The organism is Haloarcula hispanica ATCC 33960, assembly GCF_000223905.1.
Classification (GTDB): domain Archaea; phylum Halobacteriota; class Halobacteria; order Halobacteriales; family Haloarculaceae; genus Haloarcula; species Haloarcula hispanica.
Map to the genome: position 1 here is coordinate 1,410,984 of NC_015948.1, position 14,490 is coordinate 1,425,473.

Here is a 14,490-nt window from a genome sequence, read left to right on the forward strand (position 1 = left end):
CAGTTCCACCGTGTCCGTCCGATTGATTCCGACTACGCAGAATCGAGCGTATAGTTAGGCTCAAAGGTACGCAATCCTAAGGCATTGCTGATGGAACCACTGCGTGGTGACGAGACGACGGTTGGTGAGACAACGGTCGTCGCACGCGGGTGTCGCCTCGACGATGCACCGGTGCGGGCGGTACTGGAAACGGACGCTCGCCCCCGGTTCTTCTGGGCGGCCGGTACAGAGTCAATCGCGGCCCGCGGGAGCGCGGCGACTGTGACTGCCGACGGGCAGTCGCGGTTCGACGACGTGCGGACAGCGGTCGAAGCGCTGTTCGCTGACTGCTCAGTTCCCGACGACCTCCCGAGCGTCGCTCGACCGCGAGCGTTCGGCGGGTTCGCTTTCCACAACGGAACGCATGAAGGAGAGGACTCTCCCTGGGATGGGTTCCCCAGTGCGGCGTTTTTCCTCCCCGAAATACAGGTAACCAGAAGGGACGACGATGCCTGGCTCACAACGGTCGCGACAGGACCTGAGGCCGCGACCGAAGCGGAGACGCTGCTTGAGGAGTGGCGCGACCGGCTGGTCGCAGACTCCGAGCGCAATCCGGGTACACCGCCGGGAATCTCACACCGGAAGCGCACGCCAACACAGGACGGCTGGCGCGAGCAGGTGGCGGCCGCCACAGAGAGTATCGACCGGGGCGAGCTCCAGAAGGTCGTGCTCGCCCAGAGTCTCAGCGCCACACTGGACGCGGAGCTATCGGTCCCGGACGTGATGGCCCGGTTGTCGAAGACGTACCCGGACTGCTACCGGTTCATGTTGTCGCCCGACTCCGGCGGCACCTTCTTCGGGGCTACGCCGGAGCGGCTGGTGTCGGTCCGCGGGCGAACCGTCCGCACGGAGGCCCTCGCTGGCTCGACGGGGCGGGGCGACACGCCCGCCGAGGACGAGTGGCTCGCCGCCGAACTCCTCGACAGCGAGAAGGACCGTCACGAACAGAAGCTCGTCGCCGACGCGATACGGGACCAGCTGAAACCGTTCGCCTCGACGGTCCGCATCGGCGACCGGACCGTCCGCCGGCTCGCCACGGTCCAGCACCTCCGCACGTCGATAACGGCCGAACTCGACGACGACGAGCACGTCCTCTCGCTGGTCGAGGCACTTCACCCGACGCCGGCCGTGGGCGGACTGCCGCCGGACGCGGCGCTGCGGACTATCCGCGAGACGGAGGCGTTCGACCGCGGCTGGTACGCCGCGCCGATAGGCTGGGTCGACGCCGCCGGCAACGGGACCTTTGCCGTCGGCATCCGCTCGGCTGTCGCCACGGAGCGCGAGGCGACGCTCTTTGCAGGCGCGGGCATCGTCGCGGACAGCGACCCCGACCGCGAGTGGGACGAGGTCCAGCTCAAATACCGGCCGATACTCGACGAACTAGAATGACCGCCCCGAACGTCAACACGCTGTGGGCGGAGACGCTCGTTTCCGAACTCGCCGCGGGTGGCGTCGACGCGGTGTGTCTCTCGCCCGGCAGTCGCTCGACGCCGCTGACGGTGGCATTCGCCGAGCACCCCGACATCGAAGTGTTCTCCCACCTCGACGAGCGCTCGGCGGCCTTCTTCGCGCTGGGTCGCGCCCGCCGGACGGGTGAGCCGACGCCGCTGGTCTGTACCTCCGGCACTGCCGCGGCGAACTACCACCCGGCGGTCATCGAAGCGAACCAGTCAGGCGTTCCACTACTCTTGCTGACGGCGGACCGACCGCCGGAACTCATCGACAGCGGAGCAAACCAGACCGTCGACCAGGAGAAACTGTACGGCGACGCCGTCCGCTGGTATCGGGACATGCCCGAACCCGAGGCCGAGCCACGGAAGATTCGGATGCTGCGGACCACCGCGGCCCGCGCGCTCGCAGAGAGCACCGGCGCCGACCCGGGGCCGGTCCACCTGAACTGTCGGTTCCGGAAGCCGCTGGAGCCGACGCCGATGCCAGATGACGACCCGGCGGGCGTTCCCGCTGGCTGGGCGGGCGGCGACGACGCGGCCGAGGTTGGCCGCGACGGCCCGTTCGTCACGACGAGCCAGGGCGTCGCTGCGCCGGACGAGCGGACGGTGCGCCGGGTACAGGACACGCTTCGGTCCGCCGAGCGAGGCCTCATCGTCGCTGGGCCGGCCGACCAGGGACTCAGCGCAGAGTCGCTTGAACGGCTGGCAACAGCCACGGGCTTCCCCGTTCTGGCGGATCCGCTGTCGGACCTGCGGTTCGGCCCGCACGTCGACCGGCTCGACGTGCCGGTCTGTGGCGGCTACGACGGCTATCTCGGAAGCGACGGCGTCGACGAGTGGAGCGACCCCGATGCCGTCGTCCGCTTCGGCGCGTCGCCGACCTCGAAGCCGCTGCGTCACTACCTCCGGGACGCCGACTGCCAGCAGTTCCTCGTTGACCCGGCCGGCGGCTGGTCGGAGGCCGAGTTCACGGCGACGGACCTGCTCGTTGCCGACCCCGACGCCACCGCGGATGCGCTCGCGGCAGGGTCGCTGGGTAGCGTTGCGGCGTCGTGGCGCGAACAGTTCGCCAGGGCGGAACAGACCCACTGGGACGCCGTGAGCGAAACCGCCGCGGAAACCTACTGGGAAGGCGGCGTCCTCTCTGACGTGGCCGCGCTGGCCCCGGACCCGGCCACGCTGTTTGTCTCCAACAGTATGCCGATACGGGACATGGACCGCTTTGGCCGGCCCCGTGACGCCGACCTGACCGTGCTTGGAAACCGCGGGGCGAGCGGGATCGACGGCATCACCTCGACGGCGCTCGGGGCCGGGAGCGCGACGGCGGACCCGCTCGTGCTCGTCACCGGCGACCTGGCGTACTACCACGACATGAACGGCCTCCTCGCGCTCGGTCGCTGTGCGGTGGACGCGACGGTCGTCTTGCTCAACAACGACGGCGGCGGCATCTTCCACATGCTCCCAATCGATGACCACCCCACCTTCGAGGACCAGTTCCGAACGCCACACGGGCTCGATTTCGAGCCGACGGAGGCGCTCTACTCGCTGGAGTTCGAGCGGGTGGCCGACCGCCGGCAGTTCCGCGAGCGGTTCGGCGAGTCGGTCCGAGCCGATGGGACACAAGTCATCGAGGTCCAGTTCGACGCGGGCGACAGCCACGCGGTCAGAGCCCGGCTTGCCGAACGGGTCGCCGAAACCCTCGCTGGCGACTGATTTTTCAGAGCCGCAACACGGACGCCGTCAACAGCGACAGTCCGAACGGGAGCCACGTCCCCGACAGTGCGAGCGCCCCGATGAGCGAGAACGCGCTGATGTTCAGCGTGACCAGCAGCACCGTCGTCGTCAGGCTCCAGCTCCCGAATACCATGATCGCGATAGTGGGCTCGGACTGGAGATAGCCGATCATGAAGAGGGTGCAGACCCCGATTGTCAGATTGACCCACAGCGGGAACGCCGGGAGCAGCGCGCTGAACAGCATTACCGGATAGAGCGCAAAGGTAATGGCAAACAGTGTCAGCCCCCGGCCGGTTGGCTTCTCCAAAAGCGATCCGCGGGAGGGAGTGTCGGTCTGGCGGACAGAGTACGCGGACGACGAACTCCAGGTGGCACCGCCGCCGGCGTTGTCGCTGAAGCCACTGGTCGCGGTGGTTCCGGATTGCCAGCCCGAATCTGACTCAGACGCTGTCGCCGTCTCGCTGGTCGTTTCGCTCGACTTGTCGTCGCTCGACGACGCATCAGTGTCGTCCGTCGAGCGCTCGTGTCTGTCCTCTGCGACGCGGTCCCTGGCGGCCCGTTCGCGGCGTGCCCGCTCCCGGGCGCTCGTCCGAGATGTACTGCGGTCAGTGCTCGCTTCGGCCCGGTCGCCGGCCGACGCAGACCCGTCGTAGCCCGCGCGCCGTGCCGCTTCGGCCGCGTCACTGCCGCCGCCGTCCGCTATATCGCTCTCGCCCGCGACGTAGGCGTCGTGACCCACCCGGTCGTATCGCGCCCGCTCGTCCTCGTCGGTGAGTACGTCGCGGGCCTCGATGAGTCGCTGTGTCGCCTCGCCGGCGTCGGCCGCGTCGCTCACGTCGGGATGGGTTTCCTTCAGCCGCTCCCGGTACGCCGCTTCGATAGCCGCCGTCGAGGCGTCGGTTGAAACGCCCAGTACCTCGTAGAACGTCTCCGTCATGCCGGGCGTAACACCTGTAAGCGCGCGACCGACGTTCGCTGCCAGCTACCGCACTCAATCACTCGTTCTCGACGCCCCCTTCGGTCTCCGTACCGCGTTCGTACGACTCGGACGGTCGCTGGTAGTCTCCAGCGGATCCAGACCCAGCCGACTCCGACTCACGGGCGCGCGCTGTCGCAAGTCGTTCCAGCGCCGTGGCAATTCGTTCGAGCGTGAGGATGAACCGTACAACCAGATACAGGAGCCATGGGACCACAGCCACGATCAGTCCGAGCAGAATCTGCTGGACGATGATGAGACTGTACAGGACAACAACGATGGAGAGGCCCGCGAGTATCCCCACCATTGCTTTCTTGTTCGATGTGGAGGGCATCGCTAGTCGGTTCAGGTGCGCGACACCAAAGGGTTTCCTCCGCTGTGACAGTCCGTACGAGGAATCTTTTTGCGAGGGCCGTCCCGAGCCACGGTATGGTCTCTGAACTATTCGACCCGGAGCGGTGGACGGCCATCGACCGGTTCGACTTCGCCGACATCACCTATCACCGCTCGACCGACACGGGCGCGGTGCGTATCGCCTTCGACCGACCGGGGAAGCGCAACGCCTTCCGCCCGGAGACGGTCGACGAACTCGCGACGGCACTGGATCACGCCAAGCGCCAGACTGACGTGGGCTGTGTCCTCCTGACCGGGAACGGCCCCTCCGAGAAGGACGGCGGCTGGGCCTTCTGTGCCGGTGGGGACCAGAGCATTCGCGGTGAAAGCGGCTACGAGTACAGCGAGTCGCCACGCGACTCGGACACAGCGAGCGGGGAGCAAAGCGACCCACGAGAGACGAGCGACGGCGTAGAAGATGACGCGCCGGAGAACGTCGGCCGCCTCCACATTCTCGAAGTCCAGCGCCAGATCCGCCACATCCCAAAGCCCGTCGTCGCCGTCGTCCCAGGGTGGGCCGTCGGCGGCGGCCACTCGCTGCACGTCGTCTGTGACCTCACGCTCGCCAGCGAGGAGCACGCCAAGTTCCTTCAGACGGACCCCGACGTGGGGAGCTTCGATGGCGGCTTCGGCTCGGCGTATCTCGCGCGACAGGTCGGCCAGAAGAAGGCCCGCGAGGTGTTCTTCCTCGGCAAGACCTACGACGCCGCCGAAGCCGCCGACATGGGGATGGTCAACGACGTGGTTCCTCACGAGGACCTTGAGGACACTGCTATAGAGTGGGCCGAGCGCATGAACGAGAAGTCACCGACGGCGATGCGGATGCTCAAGTACGCATTCAATCTCGACTCCGATGGGATGGTCGGTCAGCAGGTGTTCGCCGGGGAGGCGACGCGGCTGGCCTACATGACCGACGAGGCCCAGGAGGGGCGGGACGCGTTCAACGAGGGCCGCGACCCGGACTTCGACGACGTGCCGTGGCACTACTAACGCACGCCGCGTAACCGTCGGTCAGTCCTCGTACGCGAGGGTCATGACCCACTGCGAGAAGGTGTCGTCGTGGGGGTCGACCTCTTCGTCGCCGATAAACGGCGAGAGCTGGTCACCGGCCATCAGAAGCGAGAAGTCGAGGTCGCGGGCCGCGGGCGTCAGGTAGTACGTGTTGTGCCCCTCGTACACCGTCTCCTCGCGCTGGATGAGGTCCTTCTCGAACAGGGACTCGACGATGCGACTCCCCTTCCGCGAGGAGACGTCGAGTTCCTTCCAGAAGTCACTCTGGTGGATGCCACCGGACTCCCGAATCAGTTCGAGCCCGGCCCGCTCGCCGTCAGAAAGGTCCGCCTCCGACGCTGCTGAACTCATGTATTGTGTACACCGTGAGACGGCCGCTTAAATCTGACCTTCGACCGGGCGGTAGGGCGTCCGGCACGGTGGCCCATCTGCGTACTGATACTCCCTGTCGGCACCAAGCGTGATGAGCGACGACGACCGCGTGCCGAAGCCGTCGCCGTGGACGCAGACACCGTACTCGTGGTCGCTGATGGTGTCGCCCGCACGGTCCATCCATTCGCCGGCGGATTCGCCGGGCTCCGGAACCAGCGCCTCGCGCAACCGCGTCGCGTTGTTCGCTTGCTCCTCGCCCGCGTCGGGTCGGTGGGCTGGAATCCGGTAGTCGCCGTCCGCCCCGACGTTGACGACGACGTGGACGCCGGGCTGGAAGTTCCGGACTGCGAGTTGGCCGTCCCATTCCAGCAGGACAGCGGCGTTCTCATCAGCCAGCAAGAGATTGAACCCCGCGTACTCGGCCGCTCTGGTGGCCTGTTCGACGGCGCGCGCTGCGGACTCCGCGCTCTCGTGACTCAGCGCGTCCCGGACAAGCAGGCCGCGCGAGCGGTCGCCGGCCAAGTCAGCGTCGACCCAGCGGTTCGTCACCGCCGCCAGCAGGCCGTGTTCGTTGTAGCCGATCCACGTCCCGTCGGCCTCCTCGTCGGCCGGCGCGACGACGTGACTCCCCCAGTGGCGCTGTTGTGGCGGCTGTGACGGCCTATCGAGTCGCTCGTCGCGGTTCGCCGCGACCGCGACCGGCGTGTCATCGAAGACCTGCCACGCGAGGACGATTGTACACACGGGACTGCATACGCTATCGACGTAGAAAACCGCTTGGCCGCGAGCCCCAATCCGCTATGCCGATTCGTTCGACTCGCTGGCAGTCCCGAAATGCGACCGGACGGCGGCCCGGTCTACGGTCCCTGAGGCCGTCCGTGGGAGCGAATCAACAGCCTGCACCGTCTTCGGGACTTCGTAGGCGGCGAGTCGCTCGGCGCAGTGGTCGCGAACCGCCTCGGGCGATACATTCCCGACGACCAGTGCAGCGACGCGCTGGCCCCACTCTTCGTCGGCGAGTCCCACGACGGCCGCGTCCTCGACTGCCGGGTGTTCGCGAATGGTGTCAGCAACCGTCGACGCGTCGACGTTCTCTCCGCCGGTCACGATCTGGTCGTCGACACGGCCTTCGACCCAGAGGTGGCCGTCCGCGTCCCGGTAGCCGATGTCGCTGGTCCGAAAGCCGTGGTCGCTGAACGCGTCATCGTCGCCGTTCAGATAGCCCGGCGTCACAGTGGGGCCGTCGACGACTATCTCGCCACGTTCGCCGGGGTCACAGGCGGCCCCGTCAGCGACGACCGTCACGTCGGTGAACACGAGCGGCTGGCCGACGGTGCCGGCGTGTTCGAAGGCTGTCTCGGGCCGCGCCGTCGCTATCTGTGACGCCGTCTCGGTCATCCCGTAGGTGGGATAGACCGGTACGTCCCGCTCCCGACACCGTTCGATGAGCGTCTCGCTGGCCGGCCCGCCACCGAGCAGGACGAAGCGAAGCGAGGCCGGTGGTTCCCAGCCAGCGTCCAGCAGCCGCGAGAGCATCGTCGGCACCAGCGAGACGCCCGCCACCCCGTGTTCCGCGAGCACCTGCTGTGTCGCGTCGGCGTCGAACGACCGCTGGACGACGGCCGCAGTGCCGTATAGCGCGCTCCGGATGAACGGAGCCAGTCCGCCCATGTGGTAGGTCGGTAAGCAGACCAGCCAGCGGTCATCCGGAAGCACGCCGAGGCGGTACGACGACGCGACGGCGCTAGCGACGAGGTTGCCGACGGTCAGTCGGACGCCTTTCGGCTCGCTGGTCGTCCCCGAGGTGAAGATGACCAGCTGGGTGTCCGTGCGGGAGAGGGGTGCCGGGGTCACGTCGGTGGCTGTTTCATCAGCCGAACCCGCCGCTGCTGTCTCGTCGGCGACGGCAGCCGCTGACAGTTCCCTGTCGACCGAAACGGTGGGACAGCCGTCGATGTCGGCCGCCAGCGACGCGGTGCCGTCTCCACAGACCAGCAGGTCCGCGTCAACTGTCGAGAGCTGGCTTTGGAGCGTCGCCGCGTCGAGTTCGACGTTCAGCGGCGCGAGTGTCGCCCCCAGTCGCATCGCCGCAAACAGGAGCGTCCCGACTGCCGGCCGTGTCGGCAGGAGCGTCGCGACGGTGGCGTCCGGGGCGTCGACCCGCCGGTCGAGTTCGGCAGCCACCGCATCGACGGCAGCATCGAGTTTCCGGTAGGTGACCGCGTTCCCGGAGGCCGCCGCGACCATCGCCGTTCGGTCGGGTGTCGTGTCGGCGCGGTGCGTTACGAGGTCCTGTGTCGGCCAATTGAGGGGGTCACGCATCGGTCCCCACCTCTGTCGGATCGATTCCCAGACCGGTCGACTGGGGGACCGACATCGCACCATCCGTTACTGTCGTCGGGTCCGGCGCGAGGTCGGCCGCCAGTCGGTCGCCGGTCGCCAGACCGCACGCGGCCACGTCGGGAATCGCGGCGGCGACGTGCAGCGCCGCGAGGCGGGCAACGACGGCGTCGATGGTCGTCGTGACGACCGGCTCGACACCCTGTTCGCGTGCCCGGAGTGCCAGCGTGTGGGCGTTGCCGGGGCCGCCCAGCACCATCGGCTTCAGTATCAGCACGTCGGCTGCGTCGGCATCGAGGACGCTGTCGACCCGGCGGTCGACGAGGGATTCATCGAGCGCAACGCCGACCCCGGAGCCCCGCAATTCGGCGTGCCCGGTGAGGTCGTCGGCCGGAAGCGGCTGTTCGACGTAGGCCACGTCCAGCGGCGCGAGGCGGTCGAAGGCGTTAGCGGCCTCCTTGCGAGACCACGCGCCGTTGGCGTCGGCGCGAAGCGTCACGTCGTCGCCCACGCGCTCACGGACGGCCCGAACGCGCGCGACATCTTCATCAACGGTGTGCTTTCCCACTTTGAGCTTACAGCAGTCGTAGCCGGCCTCGACCGCCTGCTCGACGGCGTCGGCTGTCTCGGCCGGTGACCCGTCGCCGACCGTCGCGTTGACCGGGACCCGGTCGCATCGCCTGTCGGGCTCGAACCACTGGTACAGCGGCACGCCGTCGGCTCTGGCGTCGGCGTCCAGTAGCGCGGTCGCAAAGCCGTGTCGGGCGGCGGGGACGGACGCGGCGTCCAGCGACAGGAGAATGTCGGTGTGGCCGCCGTCAATTGCAACCGTGGCAGCGTCGTTGAGCCCGCGCTGGCAGTCGTCGACCGACTCCGTCCAGCCCGGAAGCGGCGTGGCTTCGCCGACACCCGTTTCGCCGCGGTGGTCGTAGCGGACGACGAACCCCGAGCGCTGGCTGATGGTCTCGCGGGCGGTGGCGAGCGGACTCGACAGCGGGAGCGAGAACGGGTCGACCTTCATAGTAGCTGTGGGACGGCGAGTCCCAGCGCGAACAGGACGGAGTGGACAAAGAGCGTCTGCCCGACCCGTTCGAGCGTCGGATTCAATGCGTCGCCGCCGGTCTGTGTGAGGACTGTCTTCGAAATAATCGCCGCCAGTGGTAGCGTCAGCAGGGGGGCCAGTGCCGGCAGGCCGTACTGGCTGTCGAGGGCGAACACGACCGGGACGACGTAGGCCATCCCGACCATCAGGAGGAACTCGACGCGGCTCCACCCGTAGCCCAGATAGACGGCCAGCGTCTTCTTGCCCGTGGCGCGGTCCGTCTCCCGGTCGCGGATGTTGTTGACGACGAGAATCGCGGTCGACAGGCCGGCCGCCGGGAGACTCGCTGTAATGGCGGCGGCAGTGACCGACCCCGCCGGAAGCGTCATCGGGAACGTGCCGACGCCGCTTTCGCTCGCAACGGCCTGCACGTAGTACGTGCCGGTCACAGCGACGAGGCCGAAGTAGACGAACACGAACAGATCACCCAGACCGCGGTAGCCGTAGGGGAACGGACCGCCGGTGTAGAGAATCCCGGCGGCGATACCCGAGAGACCCACGACGACGATGGGGAGGCCGCCGACGGCGACGAGATAAACACCGATGACGACGGCGAGCCCGTAGGTCGCGATCATCGCTCGTTTGACTTCGTCGGCGTCGATGAGACCGCCAGCCGTCACGCGGGTGAACCCCTCGCGCTCGTCGGTGTCGGCCCCCTTCACCGCGTCGTAGTAGTCGTTCGCGAAGTTCGTTCCGACCTGGATGAGCAGCGCGCCCACAAGCGCTGCGACCGCCGGCAATGGAGCGAAGACGCCGGCGTGGACTGCCAGCCCCATCCCGACGATGACCGGCGCGGCCCCGGCAGGTAGTGTCTGTGGCCGCGCGGCCATCACCCACGCCTGCCGCTTCGAGACGTCCGCCGTCGCTGTACTCATTGGTGAAATCTGGGGACGCTATCCCCAAAGCGACTGCGGTTCGACCGATACCCGAAATATGACCCGTCGCGTGACAGCAAGATCAGGGGTGTATCACAACCACTTTATCATGATTAACCATACGATAGTCTGAGATGCATAAGCCACTGCTGACCACGGATTTTCTCGACCGTGCGCGGGAATACTACGGGGACAAAGAGGCTGTCGTCGCCACGACCGGTGAACGCTTCACGTACGACGAGTTCGGGGAGCGAGCCGACGGGTTCTCGGCGGCGATGGCCGCCCGTGGCATCGAGAAGGGGGACCGGGTGGCCGTGCTGGACCCGAACACGCACTACCAGCTCGAAGCGGCCTACGGGACCATGCAACTGGGTGCGGTCCACACGCCGCTGAACTATCGGCTCGTGCCGGACGACTTCGAATATATCCTCTCGGACGCCGAAGTCGACGCCGTTTACGCGGACTACGAGTACGCGGACAAGATCGAGCCGATCCGTGACGAGGTGCCCACCGACATCTTCGTTACTAACGACACGGATGCCGTCGACGGCGACTGGGAGTCCTTCGACGAAATCATCGAGGAGGCGGGAACCGACTACGAGCGGCCCGAGATGGACGAGGACGACCTCATCACCATCAACTACACCTCGGGGACCACCGGCGACCCGAAGGGCGTCTGCCGGACCCACCGGACGGAGACGCTCCACGCGTACATTGTCGCGCTCCATCAGGAGATCTCGGACGACGACGTGTACCTCTGGACGCTGCCGATGTTCCACGTCAACGGCTGGGGCCACATCTTCTCGGTTACCGGCATGGGCGCGAAACACGTCTGTACCCGCGGCGTTGACGCCGAGGGCATCTTCGACGCCGTCAGGACCGAGGACGTCTCCTATCTCTGTGGCGCGCCGACGGTGCTGAACATCCTTGCGGACCGCTACGAGGACCATGACGGGGAGATCGAGACGACCGGTGCCAACGACGTGCGCATCGCGACGGCCGGCAGCGCGCCGCCGGAGGCCGTCATCCGAACCGTCGAGGACGACTTCGGCTGGTACCTGAAACACGTCTACGGCGCGACCGAAACCGGCCCGCTCGTCACGACCTCGGACGCTCGCCGCTTCTTCGAGGACGGCAGCGACGCCCGCTTCAGCGTCAAGAAGCGCCAGGGCATCGGCTACCTCGGGACCGATGTCCGGGTTGTCGACGAGGACGGCAACGATGTGCCACACGACGACGAGACGCTGGGGGAAGTCGTCGTCCGCGGCAATCAGGTGATGGACCGCTACTGGAACAAGCCCGAACAGACGGAGGAGGCCTTCTCCGACCGCGTCGAGGGCTACTACCACATGGGAGACCTGGCGACAGTCGACGAGGACGGCATGATCGCCATCCGCGACCGCAAGAAGGACATCATCATCTCCGGCGGCGAGAACATCTCCAGCATCGAACTGGAGGACACCCTCTACGAACACGACGCCGTCAGCGATGTCGCAGTTATCCCCGCGCCGAGCGACGAGTGGGGCGAGACGCCGAAGGCCTTCGTCGTCCCGAACTCCGGTGACCCCGACAACCCGGGCGTGACGGCCGAGGATCTCCGGAACTTCACCCGAGAGGAACTGGCAACCTACAAAGTCGTCCGCCGCGTCGAGTTCGTCGAGGAACTACCCACGACAGCGACCGGGAAAGTCCAGAAGTACGAACTCCGCGAACAGGAGTGGGAAGACGAGGACGAGATGGTCGGCCAGGGATAGAAACAGCCAACAGACGGAAAAACATCAGAAAGGTGTAATATTCTTCGGGACGAGATATAGTCCAGACTGACCATTAACGGCGTCGATATGTCACCTTCTGAGTACAGAGACGGTCTTTTAATTCGGCGTCCTGTAATGTGTGACTACTGGGCAAAGTTATGACTGATATCGCTGGGACGATGCGTATTCTCCACGTCGACGACGAGCCGGGATTCGCCGACATGACGGCGACGTTTCTCGAACGCGAGGACGACCGGCTGGACGTGCAGGCCGCGACGAGCGTCGCGGCGGGACTGGAAATCCTGACCGACACCGACATCGACTGCGTCGTCTCCGACTACGACATGCCTGACCGGAACGGGATCCAGTTCCTCGAAACCGTTCGCGAGGAGTACGGTTCGCTCCCCTTCATTCTCTACACCGGCAAAGGCTCGGAGGAGATCGCCAGCGATGCGATTTCGGCCGGTGTCACCGACTATCTACAGAAACAAAGCGGCACCGACCAGTACGCGGTGCTCGCGAACAGAATCACGAACGCTGTGGAGTCACAGCGCGTCAAACGCGAGCGCAACCGCCAACTCGACGCCATCGAGACCGCACAGGAAGGAATCAGCATTCTCGACGAAGACGGGACGTTCATTTTCGTCAACGAAGCCTACGCCGACCTCTACGGCTACGAACCGGACGAGATGGTCGGTGAGCACTGGGAGCTACTGTATCAGGCGGAGGACATCCCGCGAATCTACGACGAGATCGTCCCGACTGTCGATGAAACTGGGTACTGGAGTGGGACGACGACCGGGCTCCGTGCCGACGGGAGCACGTTCACGGAAGACCACGTACTCGCGCGGACCGACCGCGGTGAACTGGTCTGTACTGTCCGGGATATCTCCGACCAGCGAGACGGCGAAGAGGAACTTTCCCGGATCAAACGTGCCATGGACGAGGCACCGGTCGGGATCACGATTACCAGCCCCGAACAAGATGATAACCCGATCACCTACGCCAACAGGCAGTTTCTGGAACTGACCGGCTACACGGAGTCGGAGGTGTATGGCCGTAACTGCCGGTTCCTGCAGGGTGAGGAGACCGAGTCAGAGCCAGTCGACGCGATGCGAGCGGCCATCGACGCGGACGAACCCGTGTCGGTCGAACTCCGGAACTACCGGAAGGACGGAACGATGTTCTGGAATCAGGTGACTATCGCCCCAGTCCGCGACGACGACGGAACAGTCGTCAACTACGTCGGGTTCCAGCAGGACATTACTGAACGGAAGGAACACGAACACCGCCTCAGAGCTCTCAGTGAGTCTGTACAGAACCTCCTTCAGGCAGACACACGCGAGGAAGTCGCCGAGATCGGCGTCGACACGGCGTGCACTGTGCTCGGGCTCGAAGCGAACACGATCCACCTCTACGACGAGGGCGACCGGACCCTCGAACCGGTCGCCGCGTCCGACGCGATATACGACCTGCTAGACGATTTGCCGACCTTCACGCCCGGAGGCAGCATCGCGTGGCGTGTCTACGAGTCCGGCGACGCGCTCGCCGTCGATGACGTCCATGCCGACCCCGACATCTACAACCCGGACACGCCGATCAAGAGCGAGCTATATCTCCCGCTCGGCGAGCACGGAATCCTGCTGGCCGGTTCGGAGACGGCCGCGGCGTTCGACCAGCGGGACGTCGTCCTCGGTGAGATCCTGGCCGGACACGTCACCAGCGCGCTCAAGCAGGTCGAAGGGACCGAACAGTTGCGCGACCACCAGCAGGAACTCGAACAGCACAACGACCGGCTCGAAGCGTTTACCAGCGTCGTCTCCCACGACCTGCGGAATCCGCTGACCGTCGCCGAGGGACGACTGGAACTAGCACGCGAGGAGTGCGAGAGCGAGCATCTGGCCGCTGTCGAGCGGGCACACGAGCGGATGGACACGCTGATAACGGACCTGCTCACGCTGGCACAGGACGGGGAGACGGTGACCGACCGCGAACCGGTCGCGCTCGCATCGCTCGTGGAAGATTGCTGGACGAACGTCGAGACAGCCGATGCCACGCTCGTCACCGACATCGACCGGACCGTCCTGGCAAACGAGAGCCGTCTGAAACAGCTATTCGAGAACCTCGTTCGGAACGCGGTCGAGCACGCCGGGGCGGACGTAACCGTGACGGTCGGGGCGGTAGACGACGGGTTCTACGTCGCGGATGACGGCCCCGGCATCCCCGAAGCCGACCGCGACACCGTGTTCGAAGTCGGCTACTCGACGAGCACGGAGGGGACCGGGTTCGGGCTCAGTATCGCCCGGAAGGTCGCGGAGGCCCACGGCTGGGAAATCAACGTTCGCGATAGCGCGGACGGTGGTGCACGCTTCGAGGTTACCGGCGTCTCGTTTGACGAGGTGTAGCGACTGTCGAGGAGTCGTTTGCGGTTTTGCTGGCACTC

General features: G+C 66.2%; 12 protein-coding genes. 5 read left to right on the forward strand and 7 right to left on the reverse strand.

Going from position 1 to position 14,490, the window contains the following annotated elements; translation table 11 throughout:
• Nucleotides 1-90: 90 nt before the first annotated feature.
• Together HAH_RS07175 and menD are read left to right on the forward strand one after the other, a co-directional pair.
• Nucleotides 91-1,428: an isochorismate synthase gene (locus tag HAH_RS07175; RefSeq protein ID WP_014040312.1), complete on the forward strand. Its 1,338-nt coding sequence runs from the start codon at nucleotides 91-93 to the stop codon at nucleotides 1,426-1,428.
• Complete coding sequence (menD, locus tag HAH_RS07180; RefSeq protein ID WP_014040313.1) at nucleotides 1,425-3,203, forward strand: 2-succinyl-5-enolpyruvyl-6-hydroxy-3-cyclohexene-1-carboxylic-acid synthase; 1,779 nt, start codon at nucleotides 1,425-1,427, stop codon at nucleotides 3,201-3,203. The genes HAH_RS07175 and menD overlap by 4 nt, the downstream gene beginning before the upstream one ends.
• Before the next feature lie 4 nt (nucleotides 3,204-3,207).
• Here menD and HAH_RS07185 read toward each other — a convergent pair whose 3' ends face one another.
• A complete protein-coding gene (locus HAH_RS07185) occupies nucleotides 3,208-4,161 on the reverse strand; it encodes a J domain-containing protein (RefSeq protein WP_014040314.1) in 954 nt (317 codons plus the stop codon).
• 58 nt (nucleotides 4,162-4,219) lie between these two features.
• A complete protein-coding gene (locus HAH_RS07190; protein ID WP_044951827.1) occupies nucleotides 4,220-4,534 on the reverse strand; it encodes a hypothetical protein in 315 nt (104 codons plus the stop codon).
• A gap of 95 nt (nucleotides 4,535-4,629) precedes the next feature.
• Between HAH_RS07190 and HAH_RS07195 the strand changes: the two genes are divergently transcribed.
• Complete coding sequence (locus HAH_RS07195) at nucleotides 4,630-5,583, forward strand: 1,4-dihydroxy-2-naphthoyl-CoA synthase (protein WP_014040316.1); 954 nt, start codon at nucleotides 4,630-4,632, stop codon at nucleotides 5,581-5,583.
• Nucleotides 5,584-5,604: 21 nt separating this feature from the next.
• On the opposite strand, the gene HAH_RS07200 is transcribed toward HAH_RS07195, so the two are convergent.
• The 5 genes from HAH_RS07200 to HAH_RS07220 are packed head-to-tail and all read right to left on the reverse strand — an operon-like array spanning nucleotide 5,605 to nucleotide 10,293.
• Entirely contained in the window at nucleotides 5,605-5,955 is a 351-nt protein-coding gene (locus HAH_RS07200; protein WP_004517952.1) for a helix-turn-helix transcriptional regulator, read from the reverse strand.
• Between the two features lie 27 nt (nucleotides 5,956-5,982).
• The gene (locus HAH_RS07205; RefSeq protein WP_014040317.1) at nucleotides 5,983-6,720 is read right to left on the reverse strand and encodes an NRDE family protein; all 738 of its coding nucleotides are present in this window, start codon (nucleotides 6,718-6,720) and stop codon (nucleotides 5,983-5,985) included.
• A gap of 54 nt (nucleotides 6,721-6,774) precedes the next feature.
• Nucleotides 6,775-8,298, reverse strand: a complete 1,524-nt coding sequence (locus HAH_RS07210; RefSeq protein WP_014040318.1) for an AMP-binding protein — start codon at nucleotides 8,296-8,298, stop codon at nucleotides 6,775-6,777.
• A complete protein-coding gene (locus HAH_RS07215; protein ID WP_014040319.1) occupies nucleotides 8,291-9,337 on the reverse strand; it encodes a mandelate racemase/muconate lactonizing enzyme family protein in 1,047 nt (348 codons plus the stop codon). The genes HAH_RS07210 and HAH_RS07215 overlap by 8 nt, the downstream gene beginning before the upstream one ends.
• Nucleotides 9,334-10,293, reverse strand: a complete 960-nt coding sequence (locus tag HAH_RS07220) for a 1,4-dihydroxy-2-naphthoate polyprenyltransferase (RefSeq protein ID WP_014040320.1) — start codon at nucleotides 10,291-10,293, stop codon at nucleotides 9,334-9,336. The genes HAH_RS07215 and HAH_RS07220 overlap by 4 nt, the downstream gene beginning before the upstream one ends.
• A 134-nt stretch (nucleotides 10,294-10,427) precedes the next feature.
• Between HAH_RS07220 and HAH_RS07225 the strand changes: the two genes are divergently transcribed.
• Together HAH_RS07225 and HAH_RS07230 are read left to right on the forward strand one after the other, a co-directional pair.
• Nucleotides 10,428-12,047, forward strand: coding sequence for a long-chain-fatty-acid--CoA ligase (locus HAH_RS07225; protein ID WP_014040321.1), 1,620 nt, complete (start codon nucleotides 10,428-10,430; stop codon nucleotides 12,045-12,047).
• A gap of 158 nt (nucleotides 12,048-12,205) precedes the next feature.
• Entirely contained in the window at nucleotides 12,206-14,452 is a 2,247-nt protein-coding gene (locus tag HAH_RS07230) for a hybrid sensor histidine kinase/response regulator (protein WP_014040322.1), read from the forward strand.
• Nucleotides 14,453-14,490 lie beyond the last annotated feature (38 nt).